The 14,607-nt window shown below is 61.0% G+C and carries 12 protein-coding genes; 3 read left to right on the top strand and 9 right to left on the bottom strand.

What is annotated here, in order from left to right:
* Positions 1–2 precede the first annotated feature (2 nt).
* The 9 genes from dnaE to DKK74_RS02325 form a co-directional block, all read right to left on the bottom strand.
* Positions 3–3,560: a DNA polymerase III subunit alpha gene (gene dnaE / locus DKK74_RS02365; RefSeq protein ID WP_110412578.1), complete on the bottom strand. Its 3,558-nt coding sequence runs from the start codon at positions 3,558–3,560 to the stop codon at positions 3–5.
* Positions 3,561–3,603: 43 nt separating this feature from the next.
* Positions 3,604–4,533, bottom strand: a complete 930-nt coding sequence (locus DKK74_RS02360) for an RluA family pseudouridine synthase (RefSeq protein WP_110412577.1) — start codon at positions 4,531–4,533, stop codon at positions 3,604–3,606.
* Positions 4,530–5,042, bottom strand: coding sequence for a signal peptidase II (locus DKK74_RS02355; RefSeq protein WP_110412576.1), 513 nt, complete (start codon positions 5,040–5,042; stop codon positions 4,530–4,532). The genes DKK74_RS02360 and DKK74_RS02355 overlap by 4 nt, the downstream gene beginning before the upstream one ends.
* A gap of 30 nt (positions 5,043–5,072) precedes the next feature.
* A complete protein-coding gene (locus DKK74_RS02350) occupies positions 5,073–6,377 on the bottom strand; it encodes a DivIVA domain-containing protein (protein WP_110412575.1) in 1,305 nt (434 codons plus the stop codon).
* A 92-nt stretch (positions 6,378–6,469) separates the two neighbouring features.
* Positions 6,470–6,754, bottom strand: coding sequence for a YggT family protein (locus tag DKK74_RS02345; protein ID WP_110412574.1), 285 nt, complete (start codon positions 6,752–6,754; stop codon positions 6,470–6,472).
* 41 nt (positions 6,755–6,795) lie between these two features.
* Positions 6,796–7,263 (bottom strand): cell division protein SepF, encoded by a 468-nt coding sequence (locus DKK74_RS02340; protein ID WP_110412573.1) that lies wholly within the window; start codon positions 7,261–7,263, stop codon positions 6,796–6,798.
* Between the two features lie 18 nt (positions 7,264–7,281).
* Positions 7,282–8,454 carry a cell division protein FtsZ gene (ftsZ, locus tag DKK74_RS02335; RefSeq protein ID WP_110412572.1) on the bottom strand — a complete coding sequence of 391 codons (1,173 nt, stop codon included), beginning with the start codon at positions 8,452–8,454 and terminating at the stop codon, positions 7,282–7,284.
* A gap of 231 nt (positions 8,455–8,685) precedes the next feature.
* Positions 8,686–9,819 carry a tRNA dihydrouridine synthase DusB gene (gene dusB / locus DKK74_RS02330; protein WP_258334439.1) on the bottom strand — a complete coding sequence of 378 codons (1,134 nt, stop codon included), beginning with the start codon at positions 9,817–9,819 and terminating at the stop codon, positions 8,686–8,688.
* A 31-nt stretch (positions 9,820–9,850) separates the two neighbouring features.
* Positions 9,851–11,368, bottom strand: a complete 1,518-nt coding sequence (locus DKK74_RS02325) for a glycine--tRNA ligase (RefSeq protein WP_110412570.1) — start codon at positions 11,366–11,368, stop codon at positions 9,851–9,853.
* Positions 11,369–11,566: 198 nt separating this feature from the next.
* On the opposite strand from DKK74_RS02325, the gene DKK74_RS02320 reads away from it, so the two are divergent.
* From DKK74_RS02320 to DKK74_RS02310, 3 genes are all read left to right on the top strand, one after another.
* A complete protein-coding gene (locus DKK74_RS02320) occupies positions 11,567–11,902 on the top strand; it encodes an MTH1187 family thiamine-binding protein (RefSeq protein WP_110412569.1) in 336 nt (111 codons plus the stop codon).
* A gap of 61 nt (positions 11,903–11,963) precedes the next feature.
* Positions 11,964–13,037: a LacI family DNA-binding transcriptional regulator gene (locus tag DKK74_RS02315; RefSeq protein WP_110412568.1), complete on the top strand. Its 1,074-nt coding sequence runs from the start codon at positions 11,964–11,966 to the stop codon at positions 13,035–13,037.
* A gap of 266 nt (positions 13,038–13,303) precedes the next feature.
* Positions 13,304–14,596, top strand: a complete 1,293-nt coding sequence (locus DKK74_RS02310; protein ID WP_110412567.1) for an MFS transporter — start codon at positions 13,304–13,306, stop codon at positions 14,594–14,596.
* The last annotated feature ends 11 nt before the right edge of the window (positions 14,597–14,607 follow it).

Here is a 14,607-nt window from a genome sequence, read left to right as displayed (position 1 = left end):
TCCTAGGCCGACGGCAGGCAGGAGGGTCCGAAGACCGACTTGATCTCGGCCATCATGGAGGTGTCGTGCCTGGTGCGGAATCCGTCTCCAAAGGTCAACAGACGGACGTTGCCTCGGTCGTCGGTGACGGCCAGACGGACCTGACAGTAACCGGGGTGGGACTTGAGTATCCGAGCCAGCCGCTCCATGTGCCCCCGGTCCAGAGCCTGCTTGGGCAGGGTGATAGTCAGAGGCCGCTCATCCGCCGACTCCAGGACGGGCACCTCCATATCGTTGACGCGGATGTTGGTGGCCTCGTCACGAAGCTCGACCACTCCCCTCACCCTGATGACCGAGTCCAGGGCCAGGTCGTCGGAGTGGGCGTCGTAGACCTTGCCGAAGAACATGCATTGGATGGAGCTCTCCAAGTCCTCGATGGTGACGATGGCCCAGGGGTTGCCCTTCTTGGAGACCCGGCGGTCCACAGCAGTGACCAGCCCGGCCAGGGTCACCGCCTTGCCGTCCATGCTGTTAGACCGGTTGAGCAGCTGGGCGATGGACATGTCTCGCATGCCAGCCAAAACCGAGGTCATGCCGCTCAGCGGGTGGTCAGACACATACAGGCCCAGCATCTGCCGCTCGAAGTTGAGCTTGGTGGACTTGTCCCACTCGTCGATGTCGGGCACGGTCACCTGGGCATCGCCCAAGGCATCCTGCTGGGGGGCGTCCTCATCGGCGTCGGCGAAGAGGTCGAACTGGCCCTCGGCCTGCTTGCGCTTGATGGGCATGACCTGGTCGACGGCTTCATCGTGAATCTGGAAAAGCGCCCTCCGGTTGGGGTCAATGCCGTCGAAGGCACCGCCCTTGATCAGGGATTCTACGGTTCGCTTGTTGAGCACCTCCATGGGCACCCGCTTGATGAAGTCCATGAAGTTGACATACTTGCCCCGGGGTCCGTGGCGCTCCTTGATGATGTCCGCCACCACCTTGTCGCCCACATTGCGGATGGCTCCCAGGCCGAAGCGGACCACGTCGCCGACAGCGGAATACTCGGACACGGACTCGTTGATGTCAGGCGCCAGGATGCGGATGCCCATCCTTCTGGCCTCGCCCAGGTAGAGTGCGGTCTTGTCCTTGTTGGTCCGCTCATTCTGCAGCAGGGCGGCCATGAACTCCACCGGATAGTGGGTCTTCAGATAAGCGGTCCAGTATGCGATCAGGGCGTAAGCCGCGGAGTGCGCCTTGTTGAATGCGTATCCGGAGAAGGGCACCAGGACATCCCAGACCGCCTGGGCGGCCTCCTGGGAGTATCCGTGCTCCTTCATGCCCTCGAAGAAGGGAACCTGCTCCTTGGCCAGGACGTCTGGCTTCTTCTTGCCCATGGCCCTTCGCAGCACATCGGCTCGGCCCAGGGAGTATCCGGCCAGAATTCGGGCCGCTGACTGGACCTGCTCCTGATAGACGATCAGGCCATAGGTCTCGTCGAGCACACCCGCCAGGGGCTTGGCCACCTCGGGGTGGATGGGTTCGATCTTCTGCAACCCGTTCTTGCGCTTGGCATAGTTGATGTGCGAGTTCATATCCATGGGCCCTGGCCGGTAGAGGGCGATCAGGGCGGAAATGTCGTTGAAGTTGTCGGGCTTGAGCATGCGCAGCAGGGAGCGCATGCCGTCGCCATCGAGCTGGAAGACGCCCAGGGTGTCGCCCCGGGACAACAGCTGGTAGGTCTCCTTGTCGTCCAGGGGGACCTTCTCGATGCTGATGGGCTCCTTGCCGTTGCGCTTGATGTTGTTGACCGTGTCCCTGATGACTGTGAGGTTGGACAGCCCCAGGAAGTCCATCTTGACCAGCCCCAGGGTCTCGCAGGTGTGGTACTCGAAGGTGGTGGTCACCGTGCCGTCGGTACGCTCCATCAGTGGCGAGGTATCGGTGATGGGATTGGAGGCCATGATGGTGGCGCAGGCATGCACGCCGGTCTGACGGATGATGCCCTCGATGCCCTTGGCTTCTTCGGTGATCCGCTTGACATCCGGGTTGGACTCATATAAGTCGCGGAACTCCTTGGCCTCCGGGTAGCGCTTGGACTGAGGATCGAAGATCTCCTTGAGACTCATGTCCTTGCCATTGACCGTAGGCGGCAGGGCCTTGGTGACCTGGTCGCCCACGGAATATTCGTAGTCCATGATCCTGGCTGAGTCCTTCAGGGCCTGCTTGGTCTTGATGGTGCCGTAGGTCACGCACTGGGCCACCTTGTCGGAGCCGTACTTACGACCCACGTAGTCCAGGACCTTCATGCGCCCTTCGGGGTCGAAGTCCACGTCGATATCAGGCAGGGAGACGCGCTCAGGGTTGAGGAATCGCTCGAAAATCAGCCCATGCTTGAGCGGGTCCAGCTCGGTGATGCCCATGGCGTAGGCCACCATGGACCCTGCCGCCGATCCACGGCCCGGTCCCACCATGATTCCGTGGTTCTTGGCCCAGTTGATATAATCGGCCACCACCAGGAAGTATCCGGTGAACTGCATCTGGCAGATGACCCCGCACTCGTAGTCGGCCTGGTGGGATACCTCCTCGGGCACCCCGTCCGGATAGCGGTTCTTCAACCCCTCGTCCACCTTCTTTAGGAAAAGGGAGGTCTCGTCCCAACCTTCCGGGCAGTCGAAACGGGGCATGAAGGCCCCGTCCTCGTGGTCATCGAACATGACGTTGCAGCGTTCAGCGATCTCCAGAGTGTTGTCGCAGGCTTCGGGGAACTCCTTGAAGATCTCGCGCATCTCCTGGGCCGAGCGGATGTAGTAGCCGGTGCCGTCGAACTTGAAGCGTCCTGGGTCGGTCAGCCGGGATCCCGAGTTGATGCAGAGCAGGGCGTCCTGGGCCGAGGCATCCTCCTTGCGCACATAGTGCGAGTCGTTGGTGGCCACCAGGGGGGCATCCAGACGACGGGCGATCTCCAGCAGATCCTTGGTCACCCGATGCTCGATCTCCAGCCCATGGTCCATCAGCTCGACGTAGTAGTTCTCCTTGCCGAAGATGTCCTGGAACTCCCCGGCGGCCCGCAGGGCCTCGTCGAACTGGCCCAGCCTCAGCCTGGTCTGGACGATGCCCGAGGGGCAGCCGGTGGTGGCGATGACCCCCTTGTGATAGGTGGACAGCAGGTCCTTGTCCATGCGGGGCCACTTGCCGACCAGACCCTCCAAGTTGGCCACAGATGAGGCCTTGATCAGGTTGACCAGGCCCGTGTCGTCACTGGCCCAGAGGGTCATGTGGGTGATGAAGCCGCCGCCGGAGACATCGTCAGAACGCTGCTCGTCGGTTCCCCAGTGGACCCGGCTCTTGTCCTGGCGAGCAGTCTCAGGGGTCACGTAGGCCTCAATCCCGATGATGGGCTTGATGTCAGCATCTACAGCCGTGCGCCAAAGCTCATAAGCCCCGTGCATGTTGCCGTGGTCGGTAATGGCTACGGCCGGCTGCCCCAGCCGTCCCACCTCGGCAACCAGGTCGGGTATTCTGCTGGCCCCGTCCAAGGTTGAATAGTGGGTATGGGTGTGAAGATGAACGAAGTCTGACCGGGTTGAGGACATATCTCCAATTTACCCAGGCCCCTGGCCGAATCGCCGGAGTCCGCTAGCTGCGTATACCGGTGGCGCCCTGACGTTCGATCTGCAGAGAGCGGCGCAGATCAACCGGATAGGAGGAGACCACCTTGGTCCAAATCTTGGTGCGGGGATGGCGGAATTCCAGGCGCATGGCATGCAGCCACTGCCGCTTCAGGCCCAGCCTGTCCGCCAGGTCGGGGTTAGCCCCATACATGTGGTCGCCTACCAGGGGATGGCCTATGGAGGAGAAGTGCACGCGTATCTGATGTGTGCGCCCAGTCTCCAGATTGACGCTGACCAGGGTGGCCGAGCCGAAGCGCTCCAGCACATCCCAGTGAGTGATGGCCTCCTTGCCTGCAGGGGTGACCGTGAAGCGAAAGTCCGAGACCCGGGCACGTCCGATGGGGGCCTCGATGGTGGCCTTGTCCTCGGTCAGATTGCCCTGGACCAGCGCATGGTAGATCTTGACCACCTCATGTCGGGCGAACTGCCGACGCATCTCCTTGTAGGCCAGGTCGGACTTGCAGACCAGCATGAGGCCGCTGGTGCCCGCGTCCAGACGAGAGACGATGCCCTGACGACCTTGGGCCCCCATGGAGGTGATGTGGGTGCCCCGCTGCAGGAGGCTGCCCAGAACGGTTGGCCCAGTCCAGCCTATGGAGGGATGTGCCGCCACCCCAACTGGCTTATCGACAACGACTACGTCCTCGTCCTCGTAGACCACGGGCATGTCCTCGGCCACGGGCTCCACCTGTTTGGCTTGCTCAGGCTCGTCCAGCTCTATCAGATCGCCACTCATCAGGGTGGTGGCCTTGTTCACCCGGCGGCCCATGATTCGCACATGGCCCTGGGCCACCAGTTCGCTGGCCTTGGCCCTGGACAGGCCCAACATCTTGGACAGGGCCATGTCCAGGCGCCGACCCACCAGGGCATCCGGCGCGGGAAGAAGCCGGGTCACTTGGCCGCTCCACCATGTTCTTTGGGCCTGTCCCTGTCGCTGAATCGCACATTGCAGATGATGAGCACCACTACGGCCACACCTGCCAAGGTCAGATAGACATCGGCCACATTGCCCACTGACCAGCCGTAGTCCAGAAAGTCGACCACGGCACCGTCAAGAAAACCGGAGGCATAGGCCACCCTGTCGATCAAATTGCCTGCTGCCCCGGAGAAGGCCAGTGAAAGAACCAGGGTCCATACCATGGAGGTGGTGCGCAGAGCCAGAACAATGATGAGCAAACAGGCTGCCAGGGCGATCAGGGATATGATCCAGGTACTCCCCGACCCCAATCCAAGAGAAGCTCCGGGGTTGCGTACCAGACGCAGTCCACGCAATGGTCCAGGCAGAGCCACCCTCACGCCGTTGCCTAGCCACACCAGAGCCAGGGCCTTAGTCAGCTGATCAAGGGCTATAGCCACTGCCGCCAGAGCGACGAAGACGGCCACGCGCCCGCGCAGCCGTCTCATAGATGTGTTCTTCGTCATTACCGGATGGAATCAGTGGGCCTGTTCGGACTTCTTTTCCATGGACTGGTAATTGCTGGTGTCCGAGATCTGGTTGATCAACTGGTTGAGGAACTCGGTCAGCTTGCTGCGGTAGCCCGCCTCGAACTGCTTGAGCCCCTGGATGTTCTCCTCCAGAACCTTGGACTGATCCATGAGCTTGTTCTTGACATCGGCGGCATAACGGTCGGCGCTGTCGCGTGTGTTCTTGTCGTACTCCTGTGCCCGGGTCTGCACCTGGGTCTCGTACTCGTCGGCCTGGGTGTGCTGGCGCTTGGAATAGGCGTCAGCATCGGAACGGGTCTTAACTGAGTACTCGTCGGCCTGAGAACGTACGCGCTGCGAGTAGCCATCGGCCTCGGAGTGCACTCGCTTAGAGTACTCGTCCACCTCGGCGCGGGTTCTCTTGGAGTAGTCCTCAGCCTTCTTGACGATGTCGTCATGCTGGGCGTGGCCCTCGGCCACCAACTGTGAGGCGTTGGCCTTGCCCTTGTCCACGTACTGATCATGCAGTTGCATAGCCAGGGTGAGCATGGCGGTGGCCCTCTCGGGTTCGCTGCTGGCCTCGGCGCCAGCACCTGCAATCCGCTGCAGGCTGCCCGTTTCGGTGGAGGGCTCAGCCTTGGAAACCTGCTGGCGCAACTGCTCCTCGCGCTTGCGCGACTCCTCCAGCTGCTTGTTCAACTGTTCTGTGCGCTGCTGCTGCTCCTGAGAGGCCTTCTGAGCCTGGGTGATCTGCTGGCGAGCTGTAGCCATGCTCTGCTGGGAGGCATTGAGCTGGTTGGTCAGAGCCTGGACCTGCTGGCGGGCCTGATCGCGTTCCTTTTGCATGGCCGTCAGCTGGTTGGTCAGAGCCTGTGTGTTGTTGCCCGCGGCGGCCTGAGCAGTCAGCTGGTCGATCTGGGAGTTGAGTTGCTCGACCTGACGCTTGAGCTGGTCGTTCTGGGAGGCCAGGGTCTTGACCTGACTCTGGGACTCGGCCAGCAGCCGCTTGGTCTGCGCATCCACGGCCGGTTGCTGGGCTGCGGAGCCTTGGGCCTGTTTCAGATCCCCATTCTCCTTTTGCAGCGATTCCACCTGAGCCGTAAGATCGGAGATCTTGGAGTTCAACGAGGCCACATCGGTGCCCAGAGACTGGGTTGAAGCGGCGCTGCCTTGCACGGCCTGCTTGCCCAGGGCTTCAACCGTATCAGTGACCTGATCCAGGAAGTCGTCGACCTCGTCGACGTCGTAGCCTTCCTTGAACCGCACTGTCTGGAAGGTATGCTCCCTTATGTCATTAGGCGTCAATAGAGCCATATGTTTCTCCACCTCGCTTCAGGCCAACCAGCCCGATTGTGTTCTCTTACTGCATGCTAGCACGGAGTATGCCGTATCCGCGGTCTTGTCTTCTACCCCAGAAGCACCTGGATGATGATCAGTGCGGCGTAAAGCACCATGAAGGAGACATCAAGCTGGATCCTGCCCATGGGCAGGGGCGGAATGTACCGGCGCAGCCAACGCAGCGGCGGCTCTGTCAAGGCATAGATCACCCGAATGAGCGAGGCTACGAAGCCACGAGGGTACCAGCGAGGCGACAGTACCAGAACCCAGTCCAGAATCATCCGCACGAAGAGAACCAGCAGGTAGGTCTCGATAAGGATGTCCACCAGATAACGAACAAAAGGAACAAGCATGCGTCTTCAGGCTCCTGCGGATACGACTGCCAGGGCGTCAGTCACTGGGCGAAAAGCCCCTTGGCCGAAGAGCCCGACTCAGGCTCCTCCACCTTGATGTTGACCTGTGCAGGACTAAGCAGGAAGACTCTTGGAGTGACCCGCTCAATGGACCCGCGTACCCCGAAGACCACGCCGGCGGAGAAATCGACGATCCTGTAGGCCACAGACTCGGACACGCCAGTCAGGTTGAGGACCACTGGCACCCCGTCCCGCAGGGCCCTGCCGACCATCTGGGCATCCTCGTAGGACTTGGGGTGAATGGTAGTAATGCGGTTGATCCGGCTCTGGAAAGGTGTGGACTCGGGCTCCTGGCTGTTGGATGTGGATTGCTGAGCCATGGGGGTCACAGAGTGATCGGTGTCGAAACCATCACGGGCCTCGTCATCGTCGTTCAGATCGTCGTCATCGTCGTCCACAACGTCCGACATGCCGAAAAAAGACATCGCGTTTTTCATCAATCCTGCCATATCTGCTCCTTCGCCTGATTACCGCAGAAAGTCAGGGATATCCAGATATCCCGGGTCGGATGTGCCGTCGTCGCCGGAGGCGGGGGGCACCACATCGTGTTCGGAGGTCTCATCGGACTCCGCCTGGACGGACGGATCCGCCATAGGCTGCTGGGGCTCCTGGACCGGGGTGGCCGCTGCCGGTGCAGTAGTCGAGTCTGCTGCGGGAGCTTTGGTCTCATCCTTCTTTGGGGTGGGATCGAATCCGGCGGCGATGACCGTGACCCGCACCTCGTCCCCATAGGCATCATCCAAGGCCAGACCCCAGATGATCTGTGCCTCGGGATGGATGGCATCCTGAACCAGCTGGGCGGCGGCAGATGCCTCCTGCATGCTCAGATCGCTGGGGCCGGCCACATTGATCAGAGCTCCATGAGCGCCCTCGATGCTCTCCTCCAAGAGCGGGGAAGAGATGGCAATCTCAGCAGCTTGTGTGGCTCTGTCCTCACCCCTGGCTGCGCCGATGCCGAAGAGGGCGGTGCCAGCGTCCTTCAAGATAGCGGTGACATCGGAGAAGTCCACGTGAATGTAGGAGTTCATGGTAATCAGGTCAGTGATGCCCTGAACACCGGCCAGCAGGGCCGTGTCGGCGGTTTTGAAGGCATCCATGACCGAGACCGTGCGATCCGAGAGATCCAGAAGCCGGTCATTGGGGATAACGATAAGGGCATCGACCTCCTTGCGGAGGTTCTCGATGCCCGATTCGGCGGAAGCGGAGCGCCTGGGCCCCTCAAAGGTGAAAGGCCGAGTGACCACGGCGATGGTGAGCGCGCCTTGCTGACGGGCTGCACGCGCAACCAGGGGGCTGGCGCCGGTGCCTGTGCCGCCGCCCTCTCCTGCAGTGACGAAGACCATATCGGCACCCTTGAGGACCTCTTCAATGTCAGATTGATGGTCCTGGGCAGCCTTGGCGCCCTTCTCCGGATCGGCACCGGCCCCCAGGCCACGGCTGTTGGCATCAGAAAGTGAGATCTTCACATCGGCATCTGAGCGCAGGAGATCCTTGGCATCGGTATTGATGGCCACAAACTCGACATTTTGCAGACCCTCGGCGATCATGCGATTGACAGCATTGCCACCGGCTCCACCAACACCAACGACCTTGATGTTGGTCTTGTCATTGAAATTGTCATTCTGGGCAATCTCGCTCACAGTATGCTCCCGTCACTCACGTTACGCTCAACTCTAGCGCAGGTCATATACGCCAACACGCATTTGCCCACAGGCGTTCCGACCCTCCCTGACGGCCGTGGGCCTAGGGTCCGGGAGGTCAGAGCCAACCGCCCTGGTCTTCCGAAAGAACCTCCACGCCGTTCTGTCCGTATTCTAAACCCTGATTCTAGACCCGGATGCACATGCTTGGCGAGAGGGATATTTCCGGCTTCAGTAGGAGGCGTCCATGGGATCATTGCCAAAGAGCGTTTCGCGCTCCTGATGGGTGGTAGTCCGCGAATCCAGCCAGCCATAGGGCAGGCGAACCTTCTTGGCATAGCGGACCCGGCCCCGGGGCTTGCCGGCCACGGCACGCGGATAGGGCATGTCCTGGTCCAAGTCGGCGATGCAGCGATCCAGATCCTCCAGGTTCTCGCATGCCATGAAGTCGCGGCGCACCTGTCCCCCCACGGCGAAACCCTTGAGGTACCATGCCACGTGCTTGCGCATATCATGGACGGCCATGCGCTCGTCGCCGTCGTAGAACTCGACCAGGAGCCGGGCATGGCGGGCCATGATGGCCCCGACCTGACCCAGGGTGGGTTCCTGCCGTTCCGGCGAGCCGGCCAGGGCCGCAGCGATATCGGCGAAGAGCCAGGGACGGCCCTGGCAGCCCCGGCCGATGGCCACGCCTGCGCAACCGGTCTGGGCGAACATGTCCAGGGCATCCTCGGCTGTCCAAATATCGCCGTTGCCGAAGACGGGGATGTCGACGGCCTGGACCAGCTGAGCGATCCGATCCCAGTCGGCATGGCCGCCATAGTATTCAGCCGTGGTTCTGGCATGTAGAGTCACGGCGGCGCACCCCTCTTCCTGGGCGATGTGCGCCGCTTCCAAGAAGGTCTCGTGCTGGTGGTCGATGCCCACCCGGATCTTTGCGGTGACGGGGATTCCGGCAGGCGAGCAGACAGCAACCACTCGATGAACCAGTTCGGTGAAGAGGTCGGTCTTCCAGGGAAGGGCGGATCCGCCACCATGTCTGGTGACCTTGGGGACTGGGCAGCCGAAGTTCATGTCGATATGATCGACCCAGCCCGCATCAACCACCATTCTGGTGGCCTGCTCCATGATCTGAGGGTCCACCCCATACAATTGCAGTGAGCGTACCTTCTCTTGAGGAGCGAAGCGACACAGCCGGAAGGCCTTGGGGTTGCGCGCCACAAGTGCCCGAGCCGTAACCATTTCCCCAACATACAGTCCGTCGGGTCCATACTCCCGGCAGAGCAAACGGAAAGGCCAGTTGGTCACGCCCGCCATGGGCGAAAGCATGACCGGCACAGGCACGGTTATAGGGCCCAGCTGCATCGGAGCAATCTTCTGGGTCGAGCGATCAGTCTCAGTACCGGCCACCGGCCTCGGCCACCTTGATGGGTTCGCTCTCGTCCGTGCCCGGCTCGCTGGCTAGGTCCGTGTAGCCGTCGGCGGCGCGCGCGCCGGTCAGGTCGGAGGGGCCCATGGGATAGCGCACCCGCTGTTCGCCGACGACCCGACGCACGTAGTTCTCCACCTGGTCCAAGGCCACTCGGTCCTGCTGCATGGAGTCACGGTTACGGATGGTAACCGCCTTGTCGCCAAGGGTGTCGAAGTCCACGGTGATGCACAGGGGCGTGCCGATTTCGTCCTGACGACGGTAGCGACGGCCGATAGCGCCGGATTCGTCATAGTCCACCATCCACTCGTTCTGGCGCAGGTCGGCGGCCAAGTCATGGGCGATCCGCTGCAGATCCGGCTTCTTAGACAGGGGCAGGACGGCGGCCTTGACCGGGGCTAGCCTCGGATCCAGACGCAGCACGGTGCGCCGGTCGACCCCGCCCTTGGTGTTGGGAGCCTCGTCCACGTCATAGGCATCCACCAGGAAGGCCATCAGCGAGCGCGTCAGACCGGCCGCAGGCTCGATCACATAGGGAATGTAGCGCTCCCCGCTGGCCTGGTCGAAGTAGCTCAGATCCTCGCCCGAGTGCTCGGCATGGGCCTTGAGGTCGTAGTCGGTGCGGTTGGCCACGCCCTCCAGCTCGCCCCACTCGGAACCCTGGAAGCCAAACCGGTACTCAATGTCCACGGTCCGCTTCGAGTAGTGGGCCAGCTTCTCCTTGGGGTGCTCATAGTGCCGCAGGTTCTCCGGCTTGACACCCAGGTCCACGTACCAACGGGTCCTGGCATCGATCCAGTACTGATGCCATTCCTCGTCGGTACCGGGATGTACGAAGAACTCCATCTCCATTTGCTCGAACTCGCGGGTGCGGAAGATGAAATTGCCGGGCGTTATCTCGTTGCGGAAGCTCTTACCCATGTTGGCGATGCCGAAGGGGGGCTTGGAGCGGGAGGAAGCCATGACGGACTTGAAGTCCACGAAAATGCCCTGGGCAGTCTCGGGACGCAGGTAGTGCAGGCTCTTCTCGTCCTGGACTGGCCCCAGGTGGGTTTGCAGCATCATGTTGAAGTCGCGCGGCTCGGTCCACTGGCCCTTGGTTCCGCAGTCCGGGCAGGGGATGTCCTTGAGGCCGTTTTCCGGATCATGGCCGTGCTTCTCGACGTAAGCCTCCTCCAGGGTGTCAGCCCGGTGCCGCTTGTGGCAGTTCAGGCACTCAATCAGGGGGTCGTTGAAAACGGAGACATGGCCCGAGGCCTCCCATACCGCCGTGGGCAGGATGACCGAGGTGTCCACGCCGACCACGTCGTCGCGGGTGACCACCATGGTCCGCCACCACTCACGCTTGATGTTGTCCTTGAGGGCCACACCCAAAGGACCGTAGTCCCAGGCCGAGCGCGTCCCGCCATAGATCTCCCCTGCGGGAAAGACGAACCCTCGGCGCTTGGCCAGGGAGATGACCTCATCCAGTTTCGATACTGCCACTGATCACACCTTCTGTTCGGGAGCCCCTCCTGGGGGGCATACGACCTGATGACCGGCCTCCAGCATACCTTCGGCGGATGACCTGCTGTCAGCGTAGAGGCCTACCATCGAGGCAGATGTGGGAGGCCGCGCAGATGACCGCTGAGGACACCGGGCACCCTGCCTACGAACACCAATCGATGTGGAAAGGTTCCCGATATGCCTGATACGAATGACCAATCTTATCTAAACGCCGTAGCTGAAGTCACTATTGCTCCCTCTGGTCAGGGTGAGGAGCTGTCCACCTATGTGGCCCAGGTCATCAAGGTCATCAGGGACTCAGGTCTGCCCAATCAGACCAATGCCATGAGCACCGTCGTCGAAGGGGATCTGCATCGGGTCATGGAGGTCGTGGAAGAAGCTACACGGGTTCTGGCCGAACAGGGGTATCGGACTGGCGTCAGCCTCAGGCTGGACATCCGTCCCGGGAAGCGGGATCAGATCCACGAGAAGGTTGAGCGGATCGACCGGATCCTGGGCGAGGAAAACCGCTGAAAACTCCCTGTCACCGAAGATCGGCCGGGCTGAAATCGCCAGAGCAAGTTAAGGTGTGCCCATGATCACGATGAAGCAGATCGCCGAACGCACGGGCGTATCCGTCTCCACAGTCTCTCTGGTGCTCAACGGCCGCGACAAGGGCAGAGTCAAGTCGGAAACCGCGCGAAAGGTGCGCAGCACAGCCAAAGCCTTGGGTTATCGGCCCAATCCCATGGCTAGGTCGTTGCGTACCAGCAAGACCGGCATGCTGGGCTTCATCAGCGAAGAGGTAGCCACCACACCGTACGCAGGAGCCATCATTCAGGGCGCGCAGGATGCGGCAGCCGAGCGCGGCTATGTGCTTCTCACCGTCTCCACCGATGGAGGCGCCCGAGAATCCGAACAGATCCAGGCTTTAAAGCGCTATGGGGTGGACGGCTTCCTCTTCGCCAAGATGTACGACCAGAATGTTGACCTGCCCCAGGCCCTACGCTCCTATCCCGCCGTAGTGGTCAACGCTGTGGAACGCGGCGACCGCTGTCCCAGCATCGCACCTGACGAGTTTCTAATCGGCTACGATGCAACCCATCACCTGATCGAATCAGGCTGCCGACGTGTGGCCTACCTAGGCACCACACAGAATCTGCCAGCGCAAGAAGACAGAATTCGCGGATATCAGACCGCCCTGGAGGAAGCCGGCCTAGCTGCAAGTAAGGCCTTGATCCGACTGGTGGGATTCAACCAGGAAGCCATGGACCAAGCAAACGATCTTGTGGACAGCCAACACCCCGATGGGGTCTTCTGCTTCAATGATTCGCGCTCTTTCTACCTATACCAGGCCGCCGCAGCCCGTCATCTGGTCATCGGTAGAGATCTGAACCTGGTAGGCGTGGACAACCATCAGGTCATCGCTGAAACCACAGCACCCCCACTGACCACGGTCGAACTGCCCCACTACGAAATGGGATTCTGGGCAGCGCGGCGACTGCTGGCGCAAATCAACCCCCGTCGCGTTGTCCTGCCTCTACCCGATACCCGTGCCGTCCTGCCACCGCTTGATCAAGCTGGCGGGGTACGCATTCATTGCGCCCTGATCCGCAAGGGTTCCACCCGTCTCGATGCCGCCTCGGACCCGGTCCCAGCCAACCCCTAAAGCAAGAATCACATCTCCCCCTTCCCCATCGCAAGATGGTGAACCAAGGTCAGATTCTGGCTGGCTTGGCGCCAGTCACCAATCAGTCAGCATCCTCTGCTAGTTGCTCATCATGTTCGATAGGAAGATACAACAATCGTCAATCGTTTGACGTAAATCGATTGACGGCCTACTATACCTACCAGGATTCGCTCTGCACACAGTAAGTGCATCGGACCGGGAGGCACTGCGGGGAAGCGGTGCACAACAAGTGAGGGAGGGGCAGCATGGCCGCCAAATCATCAGCATGGAGGAATCCATCATATTTGGAATCCTCTACCGGAATATTCTTCTTCTTCTGCGCCTGGGGCATCTGGTGGTCCTTCTACTCGCCCTGGCTGATCAACGGCCTCGGTATGACCAACGCCCAGGTCGGCAACATCTACTCCATCAACTCCTTGGGCACACTGATAATAATGTTTGTCTACGGGGTCATCCAGGACGAGTTGGGGGTCAAGCGTAGGCTCGCCATCTTCATCTCGGCCATTGCGGCGCTGGTCGGACCATTCGTGCAGTTCATCTACGCCCCCCTCATGCATTCCAACCTGATCCTGGGCGCCGTAATCGGTTCAGTCGTTCTATCCGCAGGGTTCATGTCAGGTTGCTCCCTGATCGAGGCCATCACCGAGCGGTACAGCCGCAAATTCGGATTCGAATACGGTCAGTCCCGCGCCTGGGGCTCCTTTGGCTACGCCGTTGTGGCCCTGATTGCCGGGTTCGCTTTCAATATCAACCCGATGATCAACTTCTGGCTGGGATCCGCCTTCGGCGCGTGCATGCTCCTGGTCTACGCCTTCTGGATCCCCGATGAGCAGCGCGAAGAAATCAAGCGGGAGTCCACCCCCGAGGGCGAAAAGGCCCAGCCCTCCCTGCGCGACATGATCCACGTCCTGGGCATGCCCGCCCTGTGGCTCCTGATCGTCTTCGTGATCTTCACCAACACCTTCTACACGGTCTTCGACCAGCAGATGTTCCCCAACTACTACGCCAACCTCTTCCCCACCCCGGAACAGGGCCACGAGGTCTATGGCATTCTCAACTCCTTCCAGGTGTTCTTGGAATCGGTCATGATGGGCGTGGTTCCAGTCATCATGCGCAAGATCGGCGTGCGCAACTCCCTCTTGCTGGGGGCTACGGTCATGTTCGCCAGGATCGGCCTGTGCGGTTTCTTCCACGACCCGGTCATGGTCTCCATCGTCAAGCTCTTCCACTCCATCGAGGTCCCGCTCTTCAGCCTGCCGGCCTTCCGCTACTTCACCCTGCACTTCAACCCCAAGCTGTCCGCCACCCTTTACATGGTGGGCTTCCAGATCGCCTCTCAGGTCGGCCAGGTGGCCATGTCCACCCCGCTGGGCATCCTCCATGACCGCGCCGGCGACCGGGTCACTTTCTACACCATCTCATTGGTGGTGCTGGTTGCCCTGATCTACGGCATATTCGTGCTTAAGCGCGATGACCAGCAGGTGGACGGCGATCCCTTCATCAGGGACTCACAGAAGTCCGTCGTGACCCAGGGCTGATCACCACGTCA

Origin of the sequence: Bifidobacterium asteroides (assembly GCF_003202755.1) — a bacterium.
Lineage (GTDB): Bacteria > Actinomycetota > Actinomycetes > Actinomycetales > Bifidobacteriaceae > Bombiscardovia > Bombiscardovia asteroides_F.
Note: the sequence above shows the minus strand (reverse complement) of the source record. Positions and strands in the feature narration are given on the sequence as shown.

What these genes read in the sequence shown, in the direction of transcription:
- dnaE (WP_110412578.1), bottom strand. Translation starts at nt 3,560, where the DNA reads ATGTCCTCAACCCGGTCAGACTTCGTTCATCTTCACACCCATACCCAC.
- DKK74_RS02355 (WP_110412576.1), bottom strand. Translation starts at nt 5,042, where the DNA reads ATGAGACGGCTGCGCGGGCGCGTGGCCGTCTTCGTCGCTCTGGCGGCA.
- DKK74_RS02350 (WP_110412575.1), bottom strand. Translation starts at nt 6,377, where the DNA reads ATGGCTCTATTGACGCCTAATGACATAAGGGAGCATACCTTCCAGACA.
- DKK74_RS02345 (WP_110412574.1), bottom strand. Translation starts at nt 6,754, where the DNA reads ATGCTTGTTCCTTTTGTTCGTTATCTGGTGGACATCCTTATCGAGACC.
- DKK74_RS02340 (WP_110412573.1), bottom strand. Translation starts at nt 7,263, where the DNA reads ATGGCAGGATTGATGAAAAACGCGATGTCTTTTTTCGGCATGTCGGAC.
- dusB (WP_258334439.1), bottom strand. Translation starts at nt 9,819, where the DNA reads ATGCAGCTGGGCCCTATAACCGTGCCTGTGCCGGTCATGCTTTCGCCC.
- DKK74_RS02320 (WP_110412569.1), top strand. Translation starts at nt 11,567, where the DNA reads ATGCCTGATACGAATGACCAATCTTATCTAAACGCCGTAGCTGAAGTC.
- DKK74_RS02315 (WP_110412568.1), top strand. Translation starts at nt 11,964, where the DNA reads ATGATCACGATGAAGCAGATCGCCGAACGCACGGGCGTATCCGTCTCC.
- DKK74_RS02310 (WP_110412567.1), top strand. Translation starts at nt 13,304, where the DNA reads ATGGCCGCCAAATCATCAGCATGGAGGAATCCATCATATTTGGAATCC.